The 23,639-nt window shown below is 36.4% G+C and carries 20 protein-coding genes, 1 pseudogene and 1 riboswitch; of the genes and pseudogenes, 8 read left to right on the top strand and 13 right to left on the bottom strand.

What is annotated here, in order from left to right:
* Nucleotides 1–52: 52 nt before the first annotated feature.
* The gene (locus tag IGL98_RS02705; RefSeq protein ID WP_206911569.1) at nucleotides 53–487 is read left to right on the top strand and encodes a DUF1433 domain-containing protein; all 435 of its coding nucleotides are present in this window, start codon (nucleotides 53–55) and stop codon (nucleotides 485–487) included.
* An 88-nt stretch (nucleotides 488–575) separates the two neighbouring features.
* On the opposite strand, the pseudogene IGL98_RS02700 reads toward IGL98_RS02705, so the two are convergent.
* The 3 genes and pseudogenes from IGL98_RS02700 to IGL98_RS02690 all read right to left on the bottom strand — a co-directional run.
* Nucleotides 576–1,336, bottom strand: a pseudogene (locus IGL98_RS02700) (transposase); the annotation flags it as partial.
* A gap of 1,377 nt (nucleotides 1,337–2,713) precedes the next feature.
* Nucleotides 2,714–3,949, bottom strand: a complete 1,236-nt coding sequence (locus IGL98_RS02695; RefSeq protein ID WP_206911568.1) for an MFS transporter — start codon at nucleotides 3,947–3,949, stop codon at nucleotides 2,714–2,716.
* A 124-nt stretch (nucleotides 3,950–4,073) separates the two neighbouring features.
* Nucleotides 4,074–4,547 (bottom strand): MarR family winged helix-turn-helix transcriptional regulator, encoded by a 474-nt coding sequence (locus IGL98_RS02690; protein WP_206846175.1) that lies wholly within the window; start codon nucleotides 4,545–4,547, stop codon nucleotides 4,074–4,076.
* A 213-nt stretch (nucleotides 4,548–4,760) separates the two neighbouring features.
* Nucleotides 4,761–4,932: riboswitch (Lysine riboswitch) on the top strand.
* Nucleotides 4,933–5,080: 148 nt separating this feature from the next.
* Here IGL98_RS02690 and IGL98_RS02685 point away from each other — a divergent pair.
* Nucleotides 5,081–6,670 carry an ABC transporter permease subunit gene (locus IGL98_RS02685; protein ID WP_206846177.1) on the top strand — a complete coding sequence of 530 codons (1,590 nt, stop codon included), beginning with the start codon at nucleotides 5,081–5,083 and terminating at the stop codon, nucleotides 6,668–6,670.
* A gap of 9 nt (nucleotides 6,671–6,679) precedes the next feature.
* The gene (locus IGL98_RS02680; protein ID WP_205684835.1) at nucleotides 6,680–7,423 is read left to right on the top strand and encodes an amino acid ABC transporter ATP-binding protein; all 744 of its coding nucleotides are present in this window, start codon (nucleotides 6,680–6,682) and stop codon (nucleotides 7,421–7,423) included.
* Between the two features lie 44 nt (nucleotides 7,424–7,467).
* On the opposite strand, the gene IGL98_RS02675 is transcribed toward IGL98_RS02680, so the two are convergent.
* The 5 genes from IGL98_RS02675 to IGL98_RS02655 form a co-directional block, all read right to left on the bottom strand.
* Nucleotides 7,468–8,034, bottom strand: coding sequence for a TIGR00730 family Rossman fold protein (locus IGL98_RS02675; RefSeq protein ID WP_206846189.1), 567 nt, complete (start codon nucleotides 8,032–8,034; stop codon nucleotides 7,468–7,470).
* Between the two features lie 29 nt (nucleotides 8,035–8,063).
* A complete protein-coding gene (locus tag IGL98_RS02670) occupies nucleotides 8,064–8,702 on the bottom strand; it encodes a histidine phosphatase family protein (protein WP_206846192.1) in 639 nt (212 codons plus the stop codon).
* A gap of 179 nt (nucleotides 8,703–8,881) precedes the next feature.
* Complete coding sequence (locus tag IGL98_RS02665) at nucleotides 8,882–9,601, bottom strand: hypothetical protein (protein WP_206911567.1); 720 nt, start codon at nucleotides 9,599–9,601, stop codon at nucleotides 8,882–8,884.
* Nucleotides 9,588–12,320: a hypothetical protein gene (locus tag IGL98_RS02660; RefSeq protein ID WP_206911566.1), complete on the bottom strand. Its 2,733-nt coding sequence runs from the start codon at nucleotides 12,318–12,320 to the stop codon at nucleotides 9,588–9,590. The genes IGL98_RS02665 and IGL98_RS02660 overlap by 14 nt, the downstream gene beginning before the upstream one ends.
* Nucleotides 12,321–12,442: 122 nt before the next feature.
* Nucleotides 12,443–13,060, bottom strand: coding sequence for a hypothetical protein (locus IGL98_RS02655; RefSeq protein WP_206911565.1), 618 nt, complete (start codon nucleotides 13,058–13,060; stop codon nucleotides 12,443–12,445).
* Nucleotides 13,061–13,336: 276 nt separating this feature from the next.
* On the opposite strand from IGL98_RS02655, the gene IGL98_RS02650 reads away from it, so the two are divergent.
* The 5 genes from IGL98_RS02650 to IGL98_RS02630 all read left to right on the top strand — a co-directional run bounded on the left by IGL98_RS02650 (nucleotide 13,337) and on the right by IGL98_RS02630 (nucleotide 18,903).
* Nucleotides 13,337–13,678: a MazG nucleotide pyrophosphohydrolase domain-containing protein gene (locus tag IGL98_RS02650; protein WP_206846203.1), complete on the top strand. Its 342-nt coding sequence runs from the start codon at nucleotides 13,337–13,339 to the stop codon at nucleotides 13,676–13,678.
* Nucleotides 13,678–14,166: a GNAT family N-acetyltransferase gene (locus IGL98_RS02645; protein ID WP_206846205.1), complete on the top strand. Its 489-nt coding sequence runs from the start codon at nucleotides 13,678–13,680 to the stop codon at nucleotides 14,164–14,166. The genes IGL98_RS02650 and IGL98_RS02645 overlap by 1 nt, the downstream gene beginning before the upstream one ends.
* 115 nt (nucleotides 14,167–14,281) lie before the next feature.
* Complete coding sequence (gene brnQ, locus IGL98_RS02640; protein WP_206911564.1) at nucleotides 14,282–15,634, top strand: branched-chain amino acid transport system II carrier protein; 1,353 nt, start codon at nucleotides 14,282–14,284, stop codon at nucleotides 15,632–15,634.
* Nucleotides 15,635–15,890: 256 nt separating this feature from the next.
* Nucleotides 15,891–17,399, top strand: a complete 1,509-nt coding sequence (locus tag IGL98_RS02635; RefSeq protein WP_206846255.1) for a helix-turn-helix domain-containing protein — start codon at nucleotides 15,891–15,893, stop codon at nucleotides 17,397–17,399.
* 103 nt (nucleotides 17,400–17,502) lie between these two features.
* A complete protein-coding gene (locus IGL98_RS02630; protein ID WP_206846210.1) occupies nucleotides 17,503–18,903 on the top strand; it encodes a glutamate decarboxylase in 1,401 nt (466 codons plus the stop codon).
* Between the two features lie 77 nt (nucleotides 18,904–18,980).
* On the opposite strand, the gene truA is transcribed toward IGL98_RS02630, so the two are convergent.
* The 5 genes from truA to IGL98_RS02605 form a co-directional block, all read right to left on the bottom strand.
* Complete coding sequence (gene truA / locus IGL98_RS02625) at nucleotides 18,981–19,727, bottom strand: tRNA pseudouridine(38-40) synthase TruA (RefSeq protein ID WP_206911563.1); 747 nt, start codon at nucleotides 19,725–19,727, stop codon at nucleotides 18,981–18,983.
* Nucleotides 19,728–19,746: 19 nt separating this feature from the next.
* The gene (locus IGL98_RS02620; protein ID WP_206846216.1) at nucleotides 19,747–20,544 is read right to left on the bottom strand and encodes a CbiQ family ECF transporter T component; all 798 of its coding nucleotides are present in this window, start codon (nucleotides 20,542–20,544) and stop codon (nucleotides 19,747–19,749) included.
* The gene (locus tag IGL98_RS02615) at nucleotides 20,541–21,410 is read right to left on the bottom strand and encodes an energy-coupling factor ABC transporter ATP-binding protein (RefSeq protein WP_206846219.1); all 870 of its coding nucleotides are present in this window, start codon (nucleotides 21,408–21,410) and stop codon (nucleotides 20,541–20,543) included. Before IGL98_RS02615 ends, IGL98_RS02620 begins: the two co-directional genes overlap by 4 nt.
* Nucleotides 21,386–22,225: an energy-coupling factor ABC transporter ATP-binding protein gene (locus tag IGL98_RS02610; protein WP_206846222.1), complete on the bottom strand. Its 840-nt coding sequence runs from the start codon at nucleotides 22,223–22,225 to the stop codon at nucleotides 21,386–21,388. Before IGL98_RS02610 ends, IGL98_RS02615 begins: the two co-directional genes overlap by 25 nt.
* A 234-nt stretch (nucleotides 22,226–22,459) precedes the next feature.
* The gene (locus IGL98_RS02605) at nucleotides 22,460–23,629 is read right to left on the bottom strand and encodes a M20 family metallopeptidase (RefSeq protein ID WP_206846225.1); all 1,170 of its coding nucleotides are present in this window, start codon (nucleotides 23,627–23,629) and stop codon (nucleotides 22,460–22,462) included.
* Between the last annotated feature and the right edge of the window lie 10 nt (nucleotides 23,630–23,639).

Raw genomic sequence — 23,639 nt, 5'->3', positions numbered from 1 at the left:
GTTGTTCTCCTTATGTTATACTTATATTTAATTATGACATAAAAAGGACACAATGACTATGAAAACTAGGTATAAATTTTTAATTGGGATAGGAATAATAATAATAGGGGTGGCAGGATTGAATTATTACAGCTATAAGGACTATATGGAAAAACAAAAAGAACGTATAGAGTTATTCTTTAAATATAATTATGACAATATTGATTCTCTTATTTTTACAGAAACAAAAAAAAATCCTATGGGTTCACTCGATTTCCATGGTTATTTTAACTCTGACGAATCGAATAGTTTTATAGGAAGTGTAATGCCTTATCAAAAAGAATTTGAAGGTAATGTAGTAATTAAAGGTGCATTTGATAAAGAGAATGCTAAATTTGAGGATGGAAAAACATATTCTGTTTCTGAAATAGAGAAGATCCAACGAAAGGAACGTCGAGAAAAAAAGGCAGAGAGTTCTGAATCTTGGTTCTCTGATTCTTCCAAATGATCAAGTTTAAACGATTACCTAAATAAATTGGCTCTTTGTCAACTAATGGTGGTGAAGTAAATCCAAAGAATTAAATCAATGATGAAGCAATGTGTTGCACAATATGAAAGCGATCAAGAACAATCTGAGCCTTAGGAAATAGTTTCTTAATTAAAGCAAAATAAGGCGCATACATATCGAAAACAATGTATTTTACACCTTTACGAACAGATAAAGAAAAGCGTGAGAAATAGCGTTTTTAAAAAGGAAACTGGCGGTTTTCAACGACATCAAGTAATTGCTTTTTTTCCCATCCATCATGATAAAGCTCATAGAGGCAGCGACTTGTTTCACTGATTTAAATTCATCGAAACAAAGAACTTCTGGCAAGGTGAGCCGATTGATTTTTTTTGGTTCGTAAAACTGTTTCAATATGCGATAAACAGAGGAAACAGAAACCTTCTTTTGACGGGTAATTTCATTCATAGATGTGGTGTTTCTTAAACGATCGGCAATCGAAAGCTTCACTTTCTTCGAAATCGAGCAACACTTTTCGATAAGACTTGTTTCAGCGACAAAAGTTCTATCACAAGAATGGCAGAAGAACGGACGTTTCTTCAATCGTAAGTATGTTTGGTACTCAGAGACATCATTCAGTAAAATCAGACACGTTGTAAAGCTCCAACGAATAATCGATCCGTCTTTTTTGATGCCACAATGAGGTCAGGAGTGAGCGAAATAATCCAACGTACCAGAAAATACTTGGCATATTCGTCCTTTGATGCGTTCCTTTTTTAAAGAGTTTTCATTAAAAGTAATGTTTAAGTCTAGAATATCTAAGGTATTTTTGATAAGATTTGCATAAGACATCTTGATTTCCTCCTTTTGATTGGTTTTAGTCGACTTAATTCTAAAGGATATCAGGGTGTCTTTTCTATTATTTTGCATTAAAAAAGATGCCGGTGATTTCTCACCAACATCAGAAAGTATAGAGCCATATAATCTTGTGTTAAGTTGACATAAATTAAATCAGATTTTTGATACAAGCAAAATTCAAAAAAATCCATCTATTTTGTCAAACTTGTCCTTGTTTTTACCCAATTTTGACAATTTGAATTCTTTTATGATATTCTATTGACTATCATAACTCCTTTAAGTTAAGATTACCTTACAACATAAAACAAAAAAAGGCGCCCTGTCAGAAGACGGTAATCTTCAAAACAGAGCCCTGTATTATCAGCACAAACTAATAATACAAGTTGCCTCGTCAATATAGGATATTGATTACTCTTATTGTTCATTTTCCTCAATAAGATTAGTTAATGGTTATTTAGCGAACGCTTCATGGTATTAGTAGCTGACTAATATCATTTTTTTTGTGTGGAAATCAGGTAATTAGAGCGAAAACAAAATAAAAAGGCACTCTATAAATGGGCGGTAACCCAATTACAGAGCCCTATATTATCAGCACAAACTAATAATATAAGTTGCCCAAGTCGATATTTTCATATCAACTCTTTCATTTTACTCAATTTTTGTAAGAAATACTAGTACTTTTTACAGATTTTGTTATTTTAGAGCAGTTGGTGGTTATTTGTTGAACTTTTGCACAGTATTAGTTGGTAGCTAATGCTGTATTTTTTCGCTCTTTTTATAAATAGTAAGCACCTTTTTTATCCTTTTTCAATACGTTCTTTCGTATTGGGTGCTTGCGAGCTGGTGTTACTTGATTTGATCACTACCATACTTTCCCCATTCAATCTAAAAAGACAGCCGAGTCAATGCGTATAAAAAATGGTCGGTAACAGATAAATAAAAAATTTCTTAAGTTTACTTGATTGGGTGGCGCAACGTAACGATTTATTCTCAGTACATCAGTACTCTTAAAAATCCGTCTGGCGGAAGATGGGTTTTTAAGTAAAAAATAGCAGATTTTGCAGAGTCTGCTGATTTCAAATAGTTGCTTATCGATTCTTTCATACCGTTTCATCATAATTCTACCATTTATGCTAACACTAGGTAAGCAACTATTTGTTTTAAACTTCATAGGATAATTAACGTTCCTATACATATAGTTATACCTTATTTTAACGCTACAATCAATAGAAAAAGTACGTAATTTCTTACCAAATGCATAGCCTGAACGAGTATAATTCAATTTGTCTATTTACTCTTGAAAGAAGGCGATGTATGATTGTTTTCTCTTTCTTCTACATAGGAAAATTGTACTCGGTCAATACTTTTGATTTAAGCTGCTGCCCTTCCCTTAACCAAAACAGCAATTGCAGCTGCAAGCAAAATCATTCCCATAAAAGCAGGTGCAGCCGATCCTAGTATTACATAAAGTTGCCCACCAATAATTGGTCCGATGATTCTTGCTAACGATTGAATCGATTGGCTCCCGCCTTGAACACGTCCTTGTTCACCTGAATCAGCTGATTTTGAGACCATTCCATTGAAAGCTGGGCCAAAAATCGAGTCACCAAAACCGAAGATAAACATCCCAACAATGAAAAATGGATAGAAAGAAAATACTGCAGATGCCCCAATCAAGCCATACCCTATAATCTCTGAACTCATACCTAAAATAACAATCTGTTTATCACTCAGTTTCAGTAAGAGCCGCGGCATAATAAAGCCTTGCGAGAGAATATCCTGAATCCCCATAATCGAAAAGACCAGACCGATCAGAGCAGGTTTCCAATTAAATGTATCGATTGTAAATTGTGACAAAATAGCCTGTAACGAACCGCTCGGAATCCAAAGTAAGAACGCGGAGATAAGCAGACGATTTAAATTTTTCATAGATAATACATGGAATAGTTGAAGAAACGGATTTAATCTTGAGAGAGTAATTTCTTTTAGACGATTATTCATATCTAGACTTTCCGGCATAAAAAAGTAGCCATAAACAACATTCAGCAATGTGATCACCGCACCAAAATACAAGGGCGCAGCATATCCAAATTTTGCCGCTAACACACCACCTAATGCAGGTCCCATAACCGAACCCACGCCTGTGATTGCACTGACCCAGCCAAAGTATTTCGTTCGTTGCTCTCTTGGGGTGATATCGGCAAAGTAAGCAAAAATGGTACTAATACTTCCTCCTGTGATGCCTTCAATGATTCGTCCAGCAAATAACACCCACAAAGAACCGCCGATTCCAAAAACTAAGAAGCCAATCGCAGCTCCTAAAAGACTGTATAATAGCAACGGGCGCCGCCCGAACCTATCGCTTAAAGCGCCAAGAATTGGAGCTGAAAAAAACATGCAGACAGCATACACTGAAATTAAAAGGGTAACAACAATTGCTTGATTATTTGGATTAACGATATACGGTTGGACTAAAAACGGGATGACAGGTGTGATGATACTAAATCCTATTCCGATTAGAAATACAGAGATCAGTCCAAAGACTAACGCATGTTTATCTTTGGTTGGCTCCCTCTTTATTTTATTTTGTGATTTAAATTTAGACATAGATAGTTCTCCTTGATCGTTTTTAGTTTCCTTGGAAACATATACATCTTACTTCCATTTTGTTTCTTTGTCAACAAAAAAACAAGCCAACTCTTAAAGAATTGGCTTACTGAATAGAAATATTTTATTCTGACTTGATATCTATGCCTTGTTTCCTCATTTCTTCATCTAAATGCTCACTATATTTTTCTACGAAACGAAGCATGTCATCAAATTGCTTTTCCGTAACATCTTCAAAGACCACTTGATCACGTTCTCGAAACTCTTTATGAAGGGTTTCATGGATATTAAAAATCCGATGCCCTTGCTCCGTAAGTCGAAAATAGATTTCTTTTTTGTTCTCTGGTTTTTGGTAGCTTGCGATTAAGTCTTTTTTTAGAAGTTTCTTCGTAATTTTACTGATAGCGCCTCTTGTCATATACAAAGAGTCCGCAAGTTTAGTCACATTGGGATCTACAGTTTTACCGATTGATTCGATACAATGAACTTCAGAAGGTTTGTATCCTTTAAGCGCTTCCTCCATCTTTTGTTTGTTTAACCAAGATAGTTTGTTAAATAGCTTTCTCAATTCCAACGTTGTCTGTTCTTTTTTATTCATGACCGCTCTCCCTTTCATCGTTGAATCATTTATTCTAGTATAATGACTTTTTGTTTCTTTTTCAACAATATCCAAGTACTTGAAAAAGAATGCCTGCCTTTTCTCGTTATCACGTAGATTAGAAAATACTCAATCTACCTAAGCCAAATATTGACTTTTCAAGGTAATTATCGTACACTATGAACTTGAATCTGATAATTAAATAGTACCTCAAATCGAGGTAGAGGTTGCGTTTTTTATTAAGCTTGCGGAGTGAGAGGACACGTCGAAGCAAGTCTAGGAAAAATCGCCGAAATGCATAACAGCCTCCCTGTTATGTGTTGGGACGTAAGCGAACAACTTACGGACTGTCTTAGTAGTGATGCTAAGTTGCTCTATGTTTTTGTTGAGAGTACCTGACGATAGTAGGCAACCATGCATTTTTGTATGGTTGTTTTTTGCGTAAAGAAGAATATGTTAGACACATTCTTCAAAACTCTTTAAACTAAATTATAGTAGAAAAAATTCAAGAGTTAAAAGAAAGGAAGAAAAACATGAACAAGAAATCATTTTCACTTGGCTTATTCTTCGCAATCATTTTAAGCGTGTTCTGTGCGCCAATATTTAGCCAAGCAGAAACAAATACAAACGGTGAATTCCGTGTTGGGATGGAGGCAGGCTACGCCCCGTTTAACTGGTCACAAAAAACAGACGCAAATGGCGCTGTCCCCATTCAAGGAAATTCTTCCTATGCAGGAGGTTATGATGTCCAAATCGCGAAAAAAATTGCGGATGGGCTGGATAAAAAACTCGTTATCGTGCAAACAAAATGGGACGGTTTAGCCCCTGCCTTACAATCTGGAAAAATCGATGCAATCATTGCTGGGATGAGCCCAACTGCTGAACGTCGTAAAGAAATCGATTTTACTGATCCTTATTATGAATCACAATTAGTCGTTGTCGTTCAGAAAAAAGGCAAGTTTGCAGATGCGAAAGATTTGAAAGATTTATCAGGTGCCAAAATCACTGCGCAGTTAAATACTTTCCATTATAGTGTAATCGATCAAATTCCTGGCGTTAGCAAACAACAAGCGATGGATAATTTCTCCGCAATGAGAACGGCACTTGCTTCTGGTATGATCGATGGCTATGTCAGTGAACGTCCAGAAGGCGTAACGGCGACAAGTGTTAATAAAGACTTAGAAATGCTTGAGTTCTCTAAAGAAAATGGTTTCCAAACAAATGCGGAAGATGTTCAAATCGCAGCGGGTATGCGTAAAGCTGATCCTGAAATCGCTAAAGTCAATCAGATCCTATCTAGTATTTCCTCAGATGAACGGACAAAAATCATGGATCAAGCTGTCAAAGATCAACCTGCGGCTGAAACAAGTGATAGCGAAAAAACGGGTGTTTTAGCTGATTTTAAAAATATCTGGGATCAATACGGCGGTATGTTTTTACGTGGTGCAGGTTTAACCTTATTTATCGCCTTGATAGGAACATTTGTCGGAACGGCTCTAGGTTTATTGATCGGCGTTGTTCGCACGGTTCCAGAATCTGAAAATAAAGTGAAACGTTTCTTCCAAAAATTAGGCAATGCCTTGCTTTCTATTTATATTGAAGTCTTCCGTGGTACTCCAATGATGGTACAAGCAATGGTTATCTTCTATGGTTTAGCCTTAGCCTTCGGGATTTCTCTGGATCGAACAGTCGCAGCCTTGTTTATCGTTTCTATCAATACTGGTGCTTATATGTCTGAAATCGTCCGTGGTGGAATCTTCGCTGTGGATCAAGGGCAATTTGAAGCAGCACAAGCAATTGGGATGACACATGGCCAAACGATGCGCAAAGTTGTCGTTCCTCAAGTATTGCGTAATATTTTACCCGCTACAGGGAATGAATTTGTCATCAATATTAAAGATACAGCTGTTTTGAGTGTTATTGGAGTAGCTGACTTATTCTTCCAAGGGAATTCTGCATCTGGCGCAAACTTCCAATTCTTCCAAACATTTACGATCGTTGGGATCATGTACTTGATCATGACCTATGCAATCACTCGTGTATTACGTGTTGTTGAGAAGAAAATGGATGGCCCTTCTGCCTATGTAAAACTAGATGAAGCAGAAAATCTAAAAGAAAGCTAAGAGGAGAGCATGATGAACCAAATTATTGAAGTCGAGCATCTAAGAAAAAGCTTTGGTGAAAATGAAGTGTTAAAAGATATCAATGTGGCAGTAAATAAAGGAGAAGTCGTGACGATCATCGGCTCTTCTGGTTCGGGTAAATCAACCCTTTTACGTTGCATAAACTTATTAGAGAAACCTACAGGTGGCAAAATCATCTATAACGGTGAAAATGTCTTAGAACGTGGCTATAACTTACCAAAATATCGAACGCACTTAGGTATGGTATTCCAATCGTTCAACCTGTTTAATAATATGAATGTTTTAGAAAATTGTACATCTGGACAAATTACCGTCTTAAAGCGAGATAAAGAAGAAGCTAAAAAAGTTGCTCTAGAGAATCTTGTAAAAGTTGGTATGGAGCGTTTCGTAGATGCAAAACCTTCCCAACTTTCTGGCGGGCAAAAACAACGTGTCGCAATAGCTCGAGCATTATCGATGAATCCTGATGTGATGCTTTTTGATGAACCCACTTCAGCACTTGATCCTGAAATGGTCGGCGAAGTATTGAAAACAATGAAGGATTTAGCTCATACAGGGTTAACGATGATCGTCGTAACCCATGAAATGGAATTTGCGAAAGAAGTTTCTGATCGTGTGATTTTTATGGATAAAGGTGTGATCGCGGAAGAAGGAACAGCGGAAGATATTTTCGTTCATCCAAAAGAAGTTCGAACGAAAGAATTTTTACACCGTATCTTATCTAAATCCTAAGCAAAAAACTCGTTTGAATGGTACATATTCAAACGAGTTTTTGCTTATTTATATTGTCTAACCGCTGGTGGTATGAATGCATCAATAAATTGTTGGATTTCATCCAACGAATCCGAAAAGAAAATCTTGGACCGATCTTCCTTTGTTAAGAATCCATCTAAAACCATTTTATCAAAGAAATCAGCTAGTAAATCATAATATCCATCAACATTAAAAAAGATACATGGATTTTGGTGTTCCCCTACACGTCCCCAGGAAACGACTTCCGATATTTCTTCTAACGTTCCAGGACCACCAGGTAACGCTAAATAACAGTCTGCTAAATCGATCATCTTACGTTTGCGTTCATGCATATCACTCACAATATGCATCTCAGTAATATTTTGATGCGCCAACTCTCGCTCTAATAAAAAAGTTGGCATAACTCCGATTGCCTTCCCACCGTTTTCAATGACCGTGTCCGCTAAAATACCCATTAAGCCAACGTTCCCTCCGCCATAAACAAGATCGTAATCGTTCTGACTCATCCATTGTCCTAATTCTTTTGTTTGCTCTTTATAAATTGCCTTGTTTCCTAAACTGGCACCACAATAAACTGCCATTTTCTTCATGAAATCCCCACCTACGCTAGTTAAATTTTTTATGCCTCTTCATTTTTCGTTTGATATGAACTATCGTTAAATGATTTTATCGTATAGTTCTTTTGATTATTTTCTTTTTCTAAAATCGTGATACTTGTATTCGCAAGCGGTCCGCCTTCACGCCATTTTGCTTTTTCTTTTCCTACTAGTGAATTGATCAGTGTAATCAGTAAAACGCCGTGAGCGACGATCAACACCTTCCCATCTGGATATTCTTCACTGAGTTTTTCTATGGTCTGGGTTGAACGTGTCACTAAAGAATCAATCGTTTCTCCCATAAAAGCTGTAGGATCATATAAGTCTGGTCGCTTTCGCAAATGATCTGTTTGCTCATCTGTATGATCAATTTCGACACCTTCACGTTTACCGAATTTGATTTCTCTTAAATTGTCATGGTACTGAAGTGTTAGCCCATCCAAAAAATTATTTTCTTTAAGAATGTAATTTGCTGTATCCATTGCTCTTTTTTGAGTGCTGACAGCTACTACATCGAACGAAATATCACTTAGATAGCGGCCAGCTTGAATTGCTTGTTCAATTCCGATTGGCAATAAGGGTGAATCGATATCTCCGCCTTGGAATCGTAAACTTAAATTCAGTTCAGTCTTACCATGTCTAACAAAATAAAATGTAGTCATTTGTTCTATCCCCTCCATTTTTTCTAACTGTTCCTTACACTTGATTATGATACTACAAATATAATCATTTTGCGCCACTTCTACTATTTTATTTTTGGCACTTCTTAGTTCCGCAGAAAAAGACCTAAACAACGCATCTAGCATTTGGTTCAGATCTTATTTTATCATTTTTTAGGTTCTTAGTTTTTTACTTGAATAGTTAAATTAACAATCGAGGTTGTTTGTTCCTTTTTTGTCTTTTGATCATAGATCTTCGCCTTAGCATATGCTTGATATTCTCCTTGAGCTAAATCCTTCGCTAGCTTTCTTTTATTGATATATTGACCTGGGTAGATACTACCAGATTCATAAATCAAATCATTTTCCTCTTGTAAAAAAACTTCTACTGCAATGATACTTTTGTTTTGTTCTGGATTGATTATCTGGATTTTTCCATTTTCTTTTGCTGAATTGAAAATCAGTTCAGTATCCATCTGCAAATTAAAATAGCCATCATCTACAGCCGATTGCATTTTTTTGATTAGTTCATTTTTATCGATTTTTTTTGCATCCTTGATATCCGGCGCAAGTTCGCTTGGGATTATGCTAGTCTGAACTAGTTCTTCTTGATTTTTTATGTGCCATAAGTAACCTCCTAAAGTACAAATCAAGACGATTAATAAAGTCAGATATAACCATTTTTTAAAAGAATGTTTTTGTATTGAAATGCTCTGGAATTGCTCGCTATCTTTTTTCTTAACTTCTATGACCAAAGGGATATGATTGGTCGCTACCTCAAAGTCAAATTCTTTTATATCCTCAATTTTTGGGTCCACTTTTTTTATAGCTGTGATCAACTCTTGCTTTGTTGTGTATTTTTTTGGATCTAAATAAATTCGTTGTCTTTTAGTTTTCATCATTCACCTGAAATCCTAGTTTAATTTTATACTGTGGTTGTAACAATTTTTCGTATGTGCCAAAATATGACCCTTGAAGAGTGAAGGTTTTACTGCTTTCTCCGGAGAGTTGACCTAAAACTTGTTCATCCATTGCTGTATTTAAATGGACTTCTGCATCTTCGGTTTTAATACTCATACTTGCTTGTTGTTTCTGTTTATCTTTATCAAATAAATCGACGAGTTCAAAATCTGAAACAGCTTCTTCTGTCAGCCCTAAAACACGTAATGTAATCGGAGCGGAACTGTTGTTTTTCACTTCATATTGGGGAGAAATAATTTGATTGGCTAGTAGATCGTTAGTGCCAAAAAAAACTTTTTTTGGAATCATAACGTTGATTTTTTCCTTTTTATCCAGCACATGAATTTTTATGATCAGAATTTGTTCCTTGTATGCAAAACTAGCTTGATACTCTCCCGGTAAAGGGATTTCCTCTAAATCTGTTGATTGAACTTTAAAGTCATCGTTTGATAGTTCTTCTTTTTCGGACCAAATCTTTCTTTCAATTCGTTGATTTAAATAATCCGATATATCACCTGTCACATCTTCTGGATAAACGTCTATATCTAATCCCCAAAGTAAAAATCCAGTTGTTTCTGAGGTCAAAACCACTTGACTATGGTCATCATACACAAAAATCGGAACCATGATTTCACTAGTATTATTACTTGAGTCTGTCAATTTAGCCATCACTTCTTGTCGTCCAACCTTTGCTTCTAATGGATTGATCACTTCAACAGTTGGAGGTATTTCACTGTTGTCATGAATATCTTTTAGTATTTTTGAGACATCAAATCCAGCGATTTCATTGATCGAAATGCCTTGTAGTATTGGTTTAGCGGTGGGCGGTAACGTATCAATAACCTGTTTATCAATTTGAGTTACGGCGCCTTCCCCTCCAACAGAAGCTGAAAATTTTACCGTTGAGCCTACTTGAAGTGCTTGAGGTAATTCATAGGTAAACGTACCATTTTTAGTAACTTTTACAGCTTGTTCAAAAGGAGTACCATCTATGAAGAATCCCTTCATATTTACTGTAGCATCTGGGTGAGAGGTTCCTGTAATTTTCGTTGCTGTATCTTTTAGTTCTTCAACGGTTAGCGGAACAATCACTTCTGCAGCAAATCTAACTTTGGCTGTCTCATCATCATAAATTGCGGCATAAGTATCAGCAAAGTTACTATTTGTAGAGGAAATAATCTGAGTATTTCCTTTTTCCCGTCCATCGTGATTGATCGCGGCCGTCACATTAATAAATGCGCCTGTTGCAACAGATAAATTTCCTTTACGGTATAAATCAATTCGGCTGCTGTTCACAAACAGATTTCCTTGTCCATTGCCGATTAAATTGAAAATTTTCCCTGTAGTAGCAGGATTACTGTCAGAACGTCCATTTTGAAGAATCACTCTTTTGGTGGTTGCAGGAATCACAATTGGAATGGCATCTTCCAGCGATTCTTGTTCAAATATACTATAACGATTATTCGAATCGACCACCAAATCCATCCCTGCACTGATCACAAATTCACCAGTAGTACCTCTTAACGGAATGAATCTTGTCAAATCCATCCCTGTTTTTTTATTTTTTTTGCTTTCATCCATCAGAGTAACAGAAGATTTTTCCCCAAATATATAATGTAACGGTCTCTTAGAAGTTGGTGACTCAATTAAATCACCAGAAACTTTCAATGTGAATGTCGCGTTCTCACCAACATCCAATGTAAAGTTTTCATAGCCAGTCCCTGAAACAAACGACTTTTTGGTTTCAATTGAAACGATAGCATTTTCTAAAATCTCAACCCTTCCAGAACTTATTGAGCTTTGTTGTATAGATAAAAAAGGACCTACTCGAACATCATTGGAGAAACCATCGTGATTGATGGTTGTTTTTCCAGACAAGAATAAATGAGATGTTTCCGCAAATGCTTTATTGTAGCGTTCTAGAGTGCTTGTTTGAGTGAATGTAGAATCGTTGATAACGATTATTCCGTTTTTAGCAACAAAGGCTTGACCACCATTAGACGTATACTCCACAGCATCAAAATATTGTGTGCCTATGATCTTTTCTTCAAATGAAATAATCCCGCCATTGTCTTTGTTATCAATAACAATATCTGACACAAAAACATCACCATACCCAAATGTTACATCTAATGCATAAAGCCCCCTGTGCTGTTCTGTTTCAGCAAAAGTATTTAACGTCAGTTTATTTTTTTTATCAGCTTTATTGACACGTCCCAGTAAGCGAAAACCAGCAATTATTTCAGCTTGATCACCTGATAGCAATTCTACATCTGCAGTCAATACAATATTTTTCTTCAATTTGGCTGCTTCTAGAAATGCTTGGCGCGTGCTCACTTTTACATAAGTGTATCCCTCAATAACTATTTCTTCAGCTAATGCAATGGGTTCCGGCTGATTCTCATTTTTTGGTGGTTCTAACTTATCGAGAGCTTCTGTTTCGGAATAGTCACTTGCTGATTGATTTGGAGAATCTGTATTGACTTTGGGAAGTTCTATTATATGTAAGTTATCTTGAAGTTCATTTTTTTGTTGGTCGTTCTCTAGTTCACTCAAATTTTCTTCTTCACTTGCAATTGTTTCAGCAAAGACTGGACTAATTTGTCCTAGTGATTGGAACGTAAGGAGAAACACCAACAATATGTATTGTTTATTTTTCATGATCATTGTTACCTCACTTAAAAAGTTTTACGAATGAAGAAAGTTGATATGTATGCTTCACTTCTTATTTTCAACCTCTTCATTCGATTAAACTGGATAAAGAAGTTTAATTCTTAGTTGAATTATTGTACGTCAAACTTTAAAGATAAGTTGTATTTCGGTGTAAGCGGGCCCTTTTCAACAGTCGGATAAACACCTGAAAATTGTCCTTGTAAGGTGAAATCAACACTTCCCCCTGTAGTCAAGGCTTTAACTTCTGTTGCAGTATCTAAAAGTGAACCATCCGTTTTAACCAAAGGAATAGTCACTGTGCCGTTATCTGCTACCATATTCAAGTCAAGCCCTGAATCAATCGCATTAGCAACAGCTGTCACATTTTGTGCTAAGACTTTAACACCTTTAACGGAATTATTTTTAATTTCATATGTTGGTCCATAAACAGATCCTTTATCTGATTCTAATGATCCAAATAAAACAGTAACAGGCATCATCACATTGACCCATGATGCATCTGTATCACTAGGTGTGGGCTGTTCTGGATCTGGTGTTTCTGTTGGATCAAACGTTCCTATCCAACCTTTTAATTCCATATCACCATTGTCCACTTTATCCAAGATTTGCTGATTATTTTGAATTGGATCAACATCACCTGCTTCATACGCTAAAACTTGACCACTATTCATTAGAACCCCTAATAAAATTAAACCACTCACCAAAACGACTTTTGTTTGTTTTTTCATAAAACGCTCCTAATTAGTTATTTTTTCAACTCATAATAGCATCTTGATATATAAAAGTAAACGCAAGGGTAAATTATATAAAAATTATATAAACCTTTATAAACAAGCATCTAAACAGTTTTTTATCCAAGAAAGAGAAATTTTTTTCCACAATTAAATAATATTTTTATAAACATTCTATACAAAACAACCGTTATTTAAAAAGCCATTCACTTGGGTATTTTCACTTTTCCGATCCTCTATGCTACTATAGTAAAATAGACTGGAGGGATTTATGTGAAACTTCAACACTACCAAGAATGGATCAGTGAATTTTACAAAAAAAGAGGATGGTACGAACTCAATTCGTTTATTCGTGTAGGCTTTTTATCTGAGGAAACTGGAGAAGTTGCTCGTGCTGTACGTGCTATAGAAATTGGTCGTGATCGTCCAGATGAAGAAGAAAAAACAACAGAAAGTCTAGTTCAGGATTTAACTGAAGAGCTTGGCGATGTTTTAGATAATATTTTTATTTTGGCCGACAAATACGATATTCGTTTTGAAGATATTTTAACCTCACATAAACAAAAACTAGAAGAACGTTTCTCTGAAAAAAACACTACGAAAGAAGAGACATAATGGAAAGAAAGATAGCAGTTCGACCTATTAAAGAAAATGATTTTCCAGCGTTACTCGAGATAGAAAATACGATTTGGTCAAATGAAAATTCTCCAGTACTTCATTATTATGAGTCTGTTGATGAATACAAAGAAAAAACAGACGGACGAATCATTTTTGTCGCTGCTGATGGGAACAAAGTTCATGGATTTGTTGATGTTCATCATCCAACACCTCTGCTTTCTCATAAAAAACAATGGATGTTTGGTATCGGTGTTCATCCAGACAGTCAGTCATTGGGTATTGGTCGACAATTGCTGGATTATTTAAAAGATGCCGCAGCTAAAGAAGGGATTCATAAAATTTCATTGCGGGTCATGGGATCAAATACTAAAGCGATTCAGTTTTACCGTAAAAATGGGTTTATCCAAGAGGCTTTATTTAAAGATGAATTTTTTATCAACGGAACGTTCTGCGATGATTATCAATTTGCGTATTTTGTCGATTAATCTCAGTGTTCTTTAATGTTCTCTGAAAACCTCAAGCTTTTTCTGAAAATTCACTTGCTGTGCTCTTCTTATTCTGGTACTTTTAGTAAGGACAAAGTTTAAGGAGTGTTGAAATGTGACAAAGAAATTATCATGGCGTGATTACCTTTATGTAGGTTCCATGCTATTTGGCTTATTTTTCGGAGCGGGAAATCTGATTTTTCCTGTTCATATGGGGCAAGAGGCTGGCGCTAGTATTTTTCTAGCTAATCTGGGCTTTTTGATTACAGGAATCGGCTTACCGTTTTTAGGTGTGATTGCTATCGGTATTTCCAAAAGTAATGGGGTTTTTGATTTAGCGACTCGGGTCAACCGACGTTATGCCGTTGCTTTTACTGTGTTATTATATCTGACGATTGGACCGTTCTTTGCATTACCGCGTTTAGCAACGACATCGTTTGAAATTGGGTTAGCGCCTTTTATTCCAAGTGATCAGCATAAATTGATTTTAGCAATCTTTTCAGCGCTGTTCTTTTTGGTTGCCTGGGCCTTTTCACGTAAACCGACTAAGTTATTGGGTTATGTAGGCAAATTTTTAAATCCATTATTTCTATTTTTATTAGCGATTTTGATTTTATTTGCTTTCCTGACTCCGTTAGGATCTATATCTTCTGCACCTGTCGCTGAAACTTATGCGACAAATCCTTTTTTCAAGGGCTTTACTGAAGGATATAATACATTAGATGCACTAGCTTCTCTGGCTTTCGGAATCATCATTGTTTCGACGATTAGAGGTATGGGTGTAGAAAAACCAAATGATATTGCTAAAGATACAATAAAATCTGGTGCAGTAAGTATCGTCTTGATGGGAATCATCTATACATTGTTATCCTATATGGGAACGATGAGTTTAGGAAAATTCCCTCTTAGTGAGAATGGCGGGATTGCTTTAGCACAGATTGCTAACCATTATTTGGGCAATTTAGGTAGTATTTTGCTTGCATTTATTGTGATCCTCGCATGTTTGAAAACAGCAATTGGATTAATTACAGCTTGTTCTGAAACATTCAGTGAGCTATTTCCAAAAGGTTCTTATGCATTTTACATTGCAGCAGCTAGTATTTTACCCTGTCTGTTTGCCAATGTTGGGTTAACAAATATCATTCAATTTTCAGTCCCTGTATTGATGTTTCTTTATCCATTAGCAATGACATTGATGATTTTAGTGATCATCAGCCCGCTTTTTCACCATCGTAAGGAAGTCTATCGCATGACGACTTATGTGACACTATTTGCTGCGTTACTTGATGCTTTGAATAGTGCACCTGATTTTATCAAATCAAATGCACTTGTTACAACTATTTTAAAAATCGCTGAGAATTACTTGCCTTTATTTGCAATCGGTATGGGTTGGGTCGTTCCCTCAGTCCTTGGTTTTATGATTGGTTTGATTTGGGTCAAGCTAAAAAAAGAAACAATTCCCAATTGATAACTGAGATAAGATAGAGCTCATTGAGTTTTATCTTATCTCTTTTTTGACTTAAATCGTACGCAAGCTTATCTTTCATCCTGATACTTTTTTTGGTCAAAAAGAGAAATAATGTTCATTCTGTTTTATCTTTTGTTCATTCCGATCGAAATTTCGTCTTTTTGTCAAAAATGAGCAACTAAGTGTCCTGCAACTATCGTCTTAGCTGACAATTGACTATAAAGTACAGTAGAATAGGGGCAAGGAAGTGATTAGCATGCTATATGAGGAATTGATGATGGATTCGGGAATGCTTACAAAATTTAAAGTATTCAAACGAATTACACAAATCAATCAATCAGATATTTCTATTACTCAATTATCTGAAGAACTATCTTTGAATTATCAGCAGGCATTTATTATCGTAAATGAAATAAATAATGATTTAGTTAAAGTAATCTCTACTCACCCATCGATTTTACAAAAAGCAGGAAAAATCGACAGTACCAAATTGCTTGTAACAATTGATGAATACCGATATTTTCTATTAAAAAAATCGGTTCCATTTCAATTTATTCTTTATTTTTTAAACCATGATTCTCCTAACATAGATGATTTTTGTCAACGTTATTACGTGAGTCGTTCGACAGTCTCCAGAAAGATGCTGCCTTTGAAAAAACACGTAAAACAATATAATTTGCGATTTACATATACCGAAGCAAACTTGATTGGTGATGAACGTGCTGTCAGAGTCGCACTTTTCGATGCTTTGTGGTTAGGAACAAGAGGAACTGTTTGGCCATTTAAAATTGTTGCCCGTGAAGATGCAGAAAGACTTGCCAGTGCATTTTCTGAATATTTTCCGTTATCCAGAACATATTTAGGGTCTAAAGAATTGACCTATTTTGCGGCTATTTTTCTTTGTCGTACTCGTAAAAAAATTTATGTTTGTTATGATGACAAATATGACTTTTTGATGATGGATAATCCTTACTATGATTTTGAACGTCTGAATAAAGAGCTTGGTCCCGTTCAAGCATTACCTCCTAAATACAGTAAAGGAGAAAGCAGTTTTATCTTTTTCTTAGCTCACTATGCTCCTTTTTATACCTTAGATGATGATCCGTCACTGTCTCAAACACTACACGATTTCTCAACACGACCAAATCCTGTGTATGAGTTGGTTCAGGAATTTCTAGAATATGCTAAGATTGATATCTTCAAAAAAGAGCCAGAAGTTCTCAATAAACCCATTATTATTGGTAATTTGCTTAATATTACCTTTACTTTTTTTGTCTTGCGCCAACCTTTCCCTAATCTTCAAACATTGGTGGAATTACCACGTAAAAAGAAAAAAGCAGATGAGCTTCTTGAAACAAAGATTCAGGTCTTCTTTGATGAAAAAGCAAAGGAAAAAGAATATAAATTTATTTATACGATCAAAAACTCACTGGTCAAAACATACAAAAGTGTGTTACTCCCTGCTTATGATAAACCAAAACATTCTGAGCATTTAAAAATCGGTGTTGCTTTTGAACATAATTTTCTTTTAGTTAGAAGGATCTATCAGTTTTTAAATGATTTAGGCTTTGTGGATTCTGCTCCTTATCAGGAAGAGTTAAATGAACAATATGATTTGGTGATCAGTTCTTCTCTATTACCTAGAAAAAAATATCCAGAATTGCCACTTTACTTCTGGGATTTATCTTATGATGAAGAAGAGTTAGCTGATTTATATCGGACATTACAGCAGCTTTTTGAGAAAAAGAATATTATCCAAGAATAATGAATTTACGCTAGATGAGTTAAGAGTACGACTTATTTCACTCAACGTTATATACTATAGTCAGAAGAAATTCTTCTGACTAATTTTTTTGGAGTGAAGACAAATGCTGCATAAAAAAAGGAACCATGAGGAAACCGATTACTTAGAACCGATTTTTGGTACAAAAGCAGAAGGAACAACGTTACCCAAATATCGCTTGGCTCAAAAATCAATCGAACCGCGTATTGCACATCAGCTGGTGGAAGATGAACTATTGGACGAAGGCAATGCTCGTCAAAACTTAGCGACATTCTGCCAAACATTTATGGAACCAGAAGCAGTTGACTTGATGACCCATACCTTAGAAAAAAATGCCATCGACAAGTCTGAGTATCCTCAAGTAACAGAACTTGAGAATCGTTGTGTCAATATGATCGCTGATCTCTGGCATGCAAATGAAGCTGAAGAGTATCTAGGTACCTCAACGATTGGATCATCAGAAGCTTGTATGTTAGCAGGAATGGCGATGAAGTTTGCTTGGCGGAATCGTGTCCAAAACTTAGGCTTAGATATAACCAAGAAAAAACCGAATTTAGTCATTTCTTCTGGTTATCAAGTATGCTGGGAAAAATTCGGCGTTTATTGGGATGTTGAATTGCGTGAAGTCCCGATGGATCCAAAAGAAATGACACTGGACCTTGAAACAGTTATGGATTATGTCGATGAATACACAATCGGTATCGTGGGTATTCTTGGCATCACTTATACCGGAAAATATGATGATATCAAACAGTTAGATTATTTAGTTACACAATATAATCTAACAACTGACTACAAAGTTTATATTCATGTAGATGGTGCATCTGGCGGACTTTTTGCTCCTTTTGTCGATCCAGAATTGATTTGGGATTTTCGTTTGAGCACTGTTGTTTCAATCAACACATCTGGGCATAAATATGGGCTAGTCTATCCAGGCGTCGGTTGGGTCATCTGGCGCGGGAAAAAGTACCTTCCAGAAGAACTAATTTTTGAAGTGAGTTATTTGGGAGGAAATTTGCCTACAATGGCCATCAATTTTTCACATAGTGCTTCTCACATCATTGGTCAATACTATAATTTTTTACGTTACGGATTTGAGGGTTATCAGGCGATTCATCAAAAAACACGATCAGTCGCTAACTTTTTAGGGAACGAATTGGCAAAACTGTCTGCTTTTGATGTTATCAATAATGGAAGTGAACTGCCTGTCATTTGCTATTCCCTAACTAAAAATGAAAAAATCCAATGGACACTTTACGATCTTTCAGATCGCTTAAGGATGAAAGGCTGGCAAGTTCCTACTTATCCTCTACCAAAAAATATGACGAATACTCTCGTTCATCGAATTGTTGTTCGTGAAGATTTTGGAATGAACTTGGCTCATGATTTTATTAAAGATTTAAAAAGTGCATTAGACGAGCTTGATCAGGCACATATTCTTTTTCATGAGCAAGATGGCTTAAAATCATATGGATTTACTCATTGATCAATATTTTTCCTAGTTATTAATAATATACGTAAAAAAGTTCTCAGCCTATCTAAAGCTAAGAACTTTTTTTGCTATTATTCATATTTTACTTCAACCAAATACAATCCTTCTGGATGAGCTGTTGGTCCAGCTAAATTTCGATCTTTGGCTGCAATGATTTCAGGAATCCTTGTTTCATCCATTCGTCCATTTCCCATTTTTAGAAGTGTTCCTACCAAAATCCGAATCATCTTATACAAAAAACCATTCCCACGAAATGTAAAAACCAGTTCGTCTCCTGCTTCATTGACCTCAAGACTTGCTTCATGAATCGTTCGAACTTTATCTTCTATCTCATTTCCAGAAGCACAAAATGACGTGAAATCATGTGTTCCTACTAAATCGGTCAGTGCTCGTTGAATTTTCTCAGTATCGACTTCATAAGGAAAATAACTAGCATAGAAACGTTTAAACGGACTTCTCGGTTTACCAATATCCACCCGAAATTGATAGGTCTTTTCAATAACATGATAACGAGCATGGAACTCATCAGAAACGATTTCCACACTTTTTACCGCAATATCTTCTGGTGTTTGAGTATCTAATGCATAACGCATCCGTTCCAACTCTCTCGCCTGTGGGTAATCAAAATGAATAACCTGTCCTAAAGCGTGAACACCGGCATCCGTCCGACCTGAACCAAAAATCGTGATTGTTTTACCATTATTCATTTTTCTTAATGTTTTTTCAACTTCTTCTTGAACCGTTCGTCCATTTGGTTGAGACTGAAATCCATTAAAATTCGTTCCATCATACGCGATTATTGCTTTATAGCGCGGCATTTCTTTTCCACCTTTACTTCTAACTTCTTATAAAAATCAACACTGCAGTTAACACAGCAAATGCCAGCATCACAACCGTATCAGTCAAATGCCAATGAAGAATCCGATATTTCGTCCGTCCATCTCCACCTTGATAACCGCGTGCTTCCATTGCAGTTGCTAAATCTTCTGCTCGATTAAAACTACTAACAAACAGTGGAATCAATAATGGAACAACAGCTTTCATTTTCTGAATCAAATTCCCTTCACCGAAATCGACACCACGGGCACGTTGAGCATTCATGATTTTTTCTGTTTCATCCATCAATGTTGGGACAAAACGAAGAGCAATCGATAACATCAATGAGACTTCATGAACAGGAAAACGCACCACTTTTAGCGGACGCAATAGATACTCGATCGCATCTGACAAATCAAGAGGTGGTGTTGTCAGCGTTAATAATGTAGACATGAAAATAATCAACACAAAACGGCAGAAAATAAACAAACCATTGATCACTCCAAATTCCGTGATCGTAAAAATTCCCCATTTAAAGTAAACTTCTCCACCCTGAGTAAACAACATCTGTAAAGCGACTGTAAATAAAATCAGCCAAATCAGCGGTTTGATTCCGCGAATAAAGAAGCGAATATTCACTTTGGAAAGAAAAATTGCAAATAATGTAAAAATAGCTAGTACGCCATACGTTTGCCAATTATTCGCTAAAAATATGATACCGATAAAATAGAAACTAGCGATCAATTTTGCTCTTGGATCCATCGTATGAATAAATGAATCTCCCGGGATATAACGACCAAAAATCAGTTTGTTCATCACAGGCCTTCACCCGCCTTTTTCAATCCTTTTAATAAATCATCTGCTAGAGTTTCAGCAGTCAATGGTAATTCTTCAAAAGAAAAACCTTTCGCTTGTAATTTTTCTGCAAAGGTCGCAGCAGTTGGTACACCTAATTGTTTTTCCTTCAGCCAATCAATATCCTGAAAGACTTCTTGTGGTGTGCCAGCCTTAACGATTTGACCATGTTCTAATACGATCACATGGTCTGCATAATTAGCCACATCATCCATTAAATGAGTTACCAAAACAATCGTCATCCCACGTTCTTCGTGTAGGCGCTGAAACATTTCCATCATTTCTTTACGTCCTTGTGGATCGAGCCCTGCTGTAGGTTCATCCAAAACCAACACTTCCGGTTCCATCGCTAAAACACCAGCAATCGCTACGCGACGCATTTGGCCCCCAGATAATTCAAATGGAGAGCGTTCTAAATAACTAGCATCTAGGCCAACTAAATCAAGCATTTCAGCAGCTAATCTCGCAGCATCTTCTCCTGATACGCCAAAGTTCTTTGGACCAAAGGCGATATCTTTTGCGACTGTTTCTTCAAATAATTGTGCTTCCGGAAATTGAAAGACAATACCAACTTTTTTACGAATCGGCTTTAAATTTTTATTATTTGTTTCAGGAACGATCACTCTATCCCCAATCGTTACGGTACCTTTTGTTGGCTTTACTAAAGCATTCAAGTGCTGCAGCAAAGTGGATTTCCCACTACCAGTATGCCCAACGATCGCTGTATAAGAACCATTTTCTATCGTCAAATTCAAATCGAATAATGCCCGTTGTTCAAATGGTGTGTTGGGTTGGTACGTAAAATCTACTTGTTCAAAACGGATGTCCATAACCAATCCACCATCCTTTCTTCAGTCAAATAGTCATCTGGCACATCAACGCCACGTTGTTTTAAAGCAATTTTTAGTTTTTCTGGAAAAGGAAGATCTAAACCCATCTGGATCAATTCAGTTCCAGCTGAGAAAATTTTCTCTGGTGTGCCTTCACTAACCAATTCCCCTTGCTTCATCACTAAAATTCGATTGGCATTTGCCGCTTCATCAATATCATGGGTAATTGAAATAACCGTCAAATTACTTTCTTCTTTAATTTTTTTGATTGTTGAAATAACTTCTTCCCGTCCTTCAGGATCAAGCATACTTGTCGCTTCATCCAAAATGATGATATCTGGGCGCAAAGCCACAACACCAGCAATTGCTACACGCTGTTTTTGGCCACCAGACAAACGAGCTGGTTCACGTGTAGCAAAAGTACTCATTCGAACTTTTCCTAACGCATCATTAACTCTGCCAAGCATTTCCTCACGAGGAATCCCTTGATTCTCTAAGCCAAATGCGACATCATCTTCTACTGTTGATCCAACAAACTGGTTATCAGGATTTTGAAACACCATTCCTACCATTTTACGAATATCCCAAACATTAGTTTCATTCAGTTCTTTACCACCAACTGAAATACTGCCTGAAGCAGGTAGCAACAATCCATTGATTGTTTTTGCCAATGTTGATTTCCCGGACCCATTATGTCCAATAATTGCAATCCACTCACCTTGTTGGATGGAAAAAGATACATCTTTCAAAGCGGGAGAAGCATCTTCTGGTTGATAGTTAAAATCGATATTTTTTAATTCAATTATCGGTTGCATCGCGTACTCCCTCAATTATTTAGTCTTTCTAACACTAACAAAAAATCAGTGTTTTTTCAATCATCTCTTCTTAACCTTGCACTATTCTCTATTATAACAAAATAAGTCAATTTATGTGTATTCTTATCTGTCAAGACAGAATTTTTTTCAGCTGATTAACTTATTTTACTTATAATAACTTAAAAAGGATGAAAGAAAACTAAATTAGTCTTCTCTCATCCTTTTAAGCAGTTGCTATTTATTCAAATACTCAAATGCATATTGCGCATATAATTCCGCACCAATTTCCATAGCATCTTCATCCACATTAAAGCGTCCATGATGATGGGCCCACTGTGTATCTTTTTCTGGATTTCCACAGCCGACCAAAGCAAAACAGCCCGATGTATTCTCAGTAAAGTAACTGAAATCTTCCCCTCCCGTGGTTGGTGGTTCTTGAATCAGCGCTGACTCACCAAAGCTTTCTTTGATGATTGCTTGAGCAAATAATGCATCCTCCTCATCATTGATTACAGGAACTGTGCCATAATTATAGTCTACAGTAACTGTACCACCGTACATAGCTGCTGTTTGCTCAGCATAGCGTTTTAAAGCCTTTTCCACACGATTACGTGTCTCTATACTAAAACAGCGCACAGTGCCTTCTAATCGAGCATTTTCAGCAATCACATTAAATCGAGTGCCAACATCCATTTTACCCACAGTCACGACAACCGGATCTAACGGATTCGTTTCTCTAGAAACGACTGCTTGCACATTCATCACAAAAGAAGAAGCAATCACAGCTGCATCTACACAAGCGTCCGGCATTGCACCATGTCCACCGCGCCCTTTAAAGTCGATCGAAAAAATATCTGCTGAAGCAAATGATGAGCCTACAACGCAAGAAGCCGTTCCAGAAAGCATCTGTGACCAAATATGAATCCCAAAAACATCATCCACACCTTCTACTGCACCTTGAGCGACCATTGCTTTAGCTCCCTGAGCATTTTCTTCTGATGGTTGGAAAATAAAACGAACAGTTCCCTTGATCTCTGCTTGTACTTCTTTTAACGCTTTTGCTGCAGTCAACAGCATTGCTGTGTGGGCATCATGCCCACATGCATGCATTTTCCCATCTTCTAATGACTTGTAAGAAATTCCGTCAGTCAATTCTTGAACAGGCAACGCATCCATATCCGCCCGTAAAGCAACGGTCTTTCCTTGTTGACCGCCAACAAGTTCTGCAATGATTCCTGTAGGTTCTGTCTTCCGATAAGGGATACCGATTTTTTCCAACGCTTCAGCAACTTTTTCTGTTGTTCTAAATTCTTCGAATTGCAATTCAGGATGTTGATGGAGGTCTCTTCTAAAATCGATCATTTCTTTCTTATCCTTTTGAATCAACGCTTTTAATTCTTTCATTTTATTCCCT

It is taken from the genome of Enterococcus sp. DIV0840 (genome assembly GCF_050527835.1).
Lineage (GTDB): Bacteria > Bacillota > Bacilli > Lactobacillales > Enterococcaceae > Enterococcus_L > Enterococcus_L ureasiticus.
Note: the sequence above shows the minus strand (reverse complement) of the source record. Positions and strands in the feature narration are given on the sequence as shown.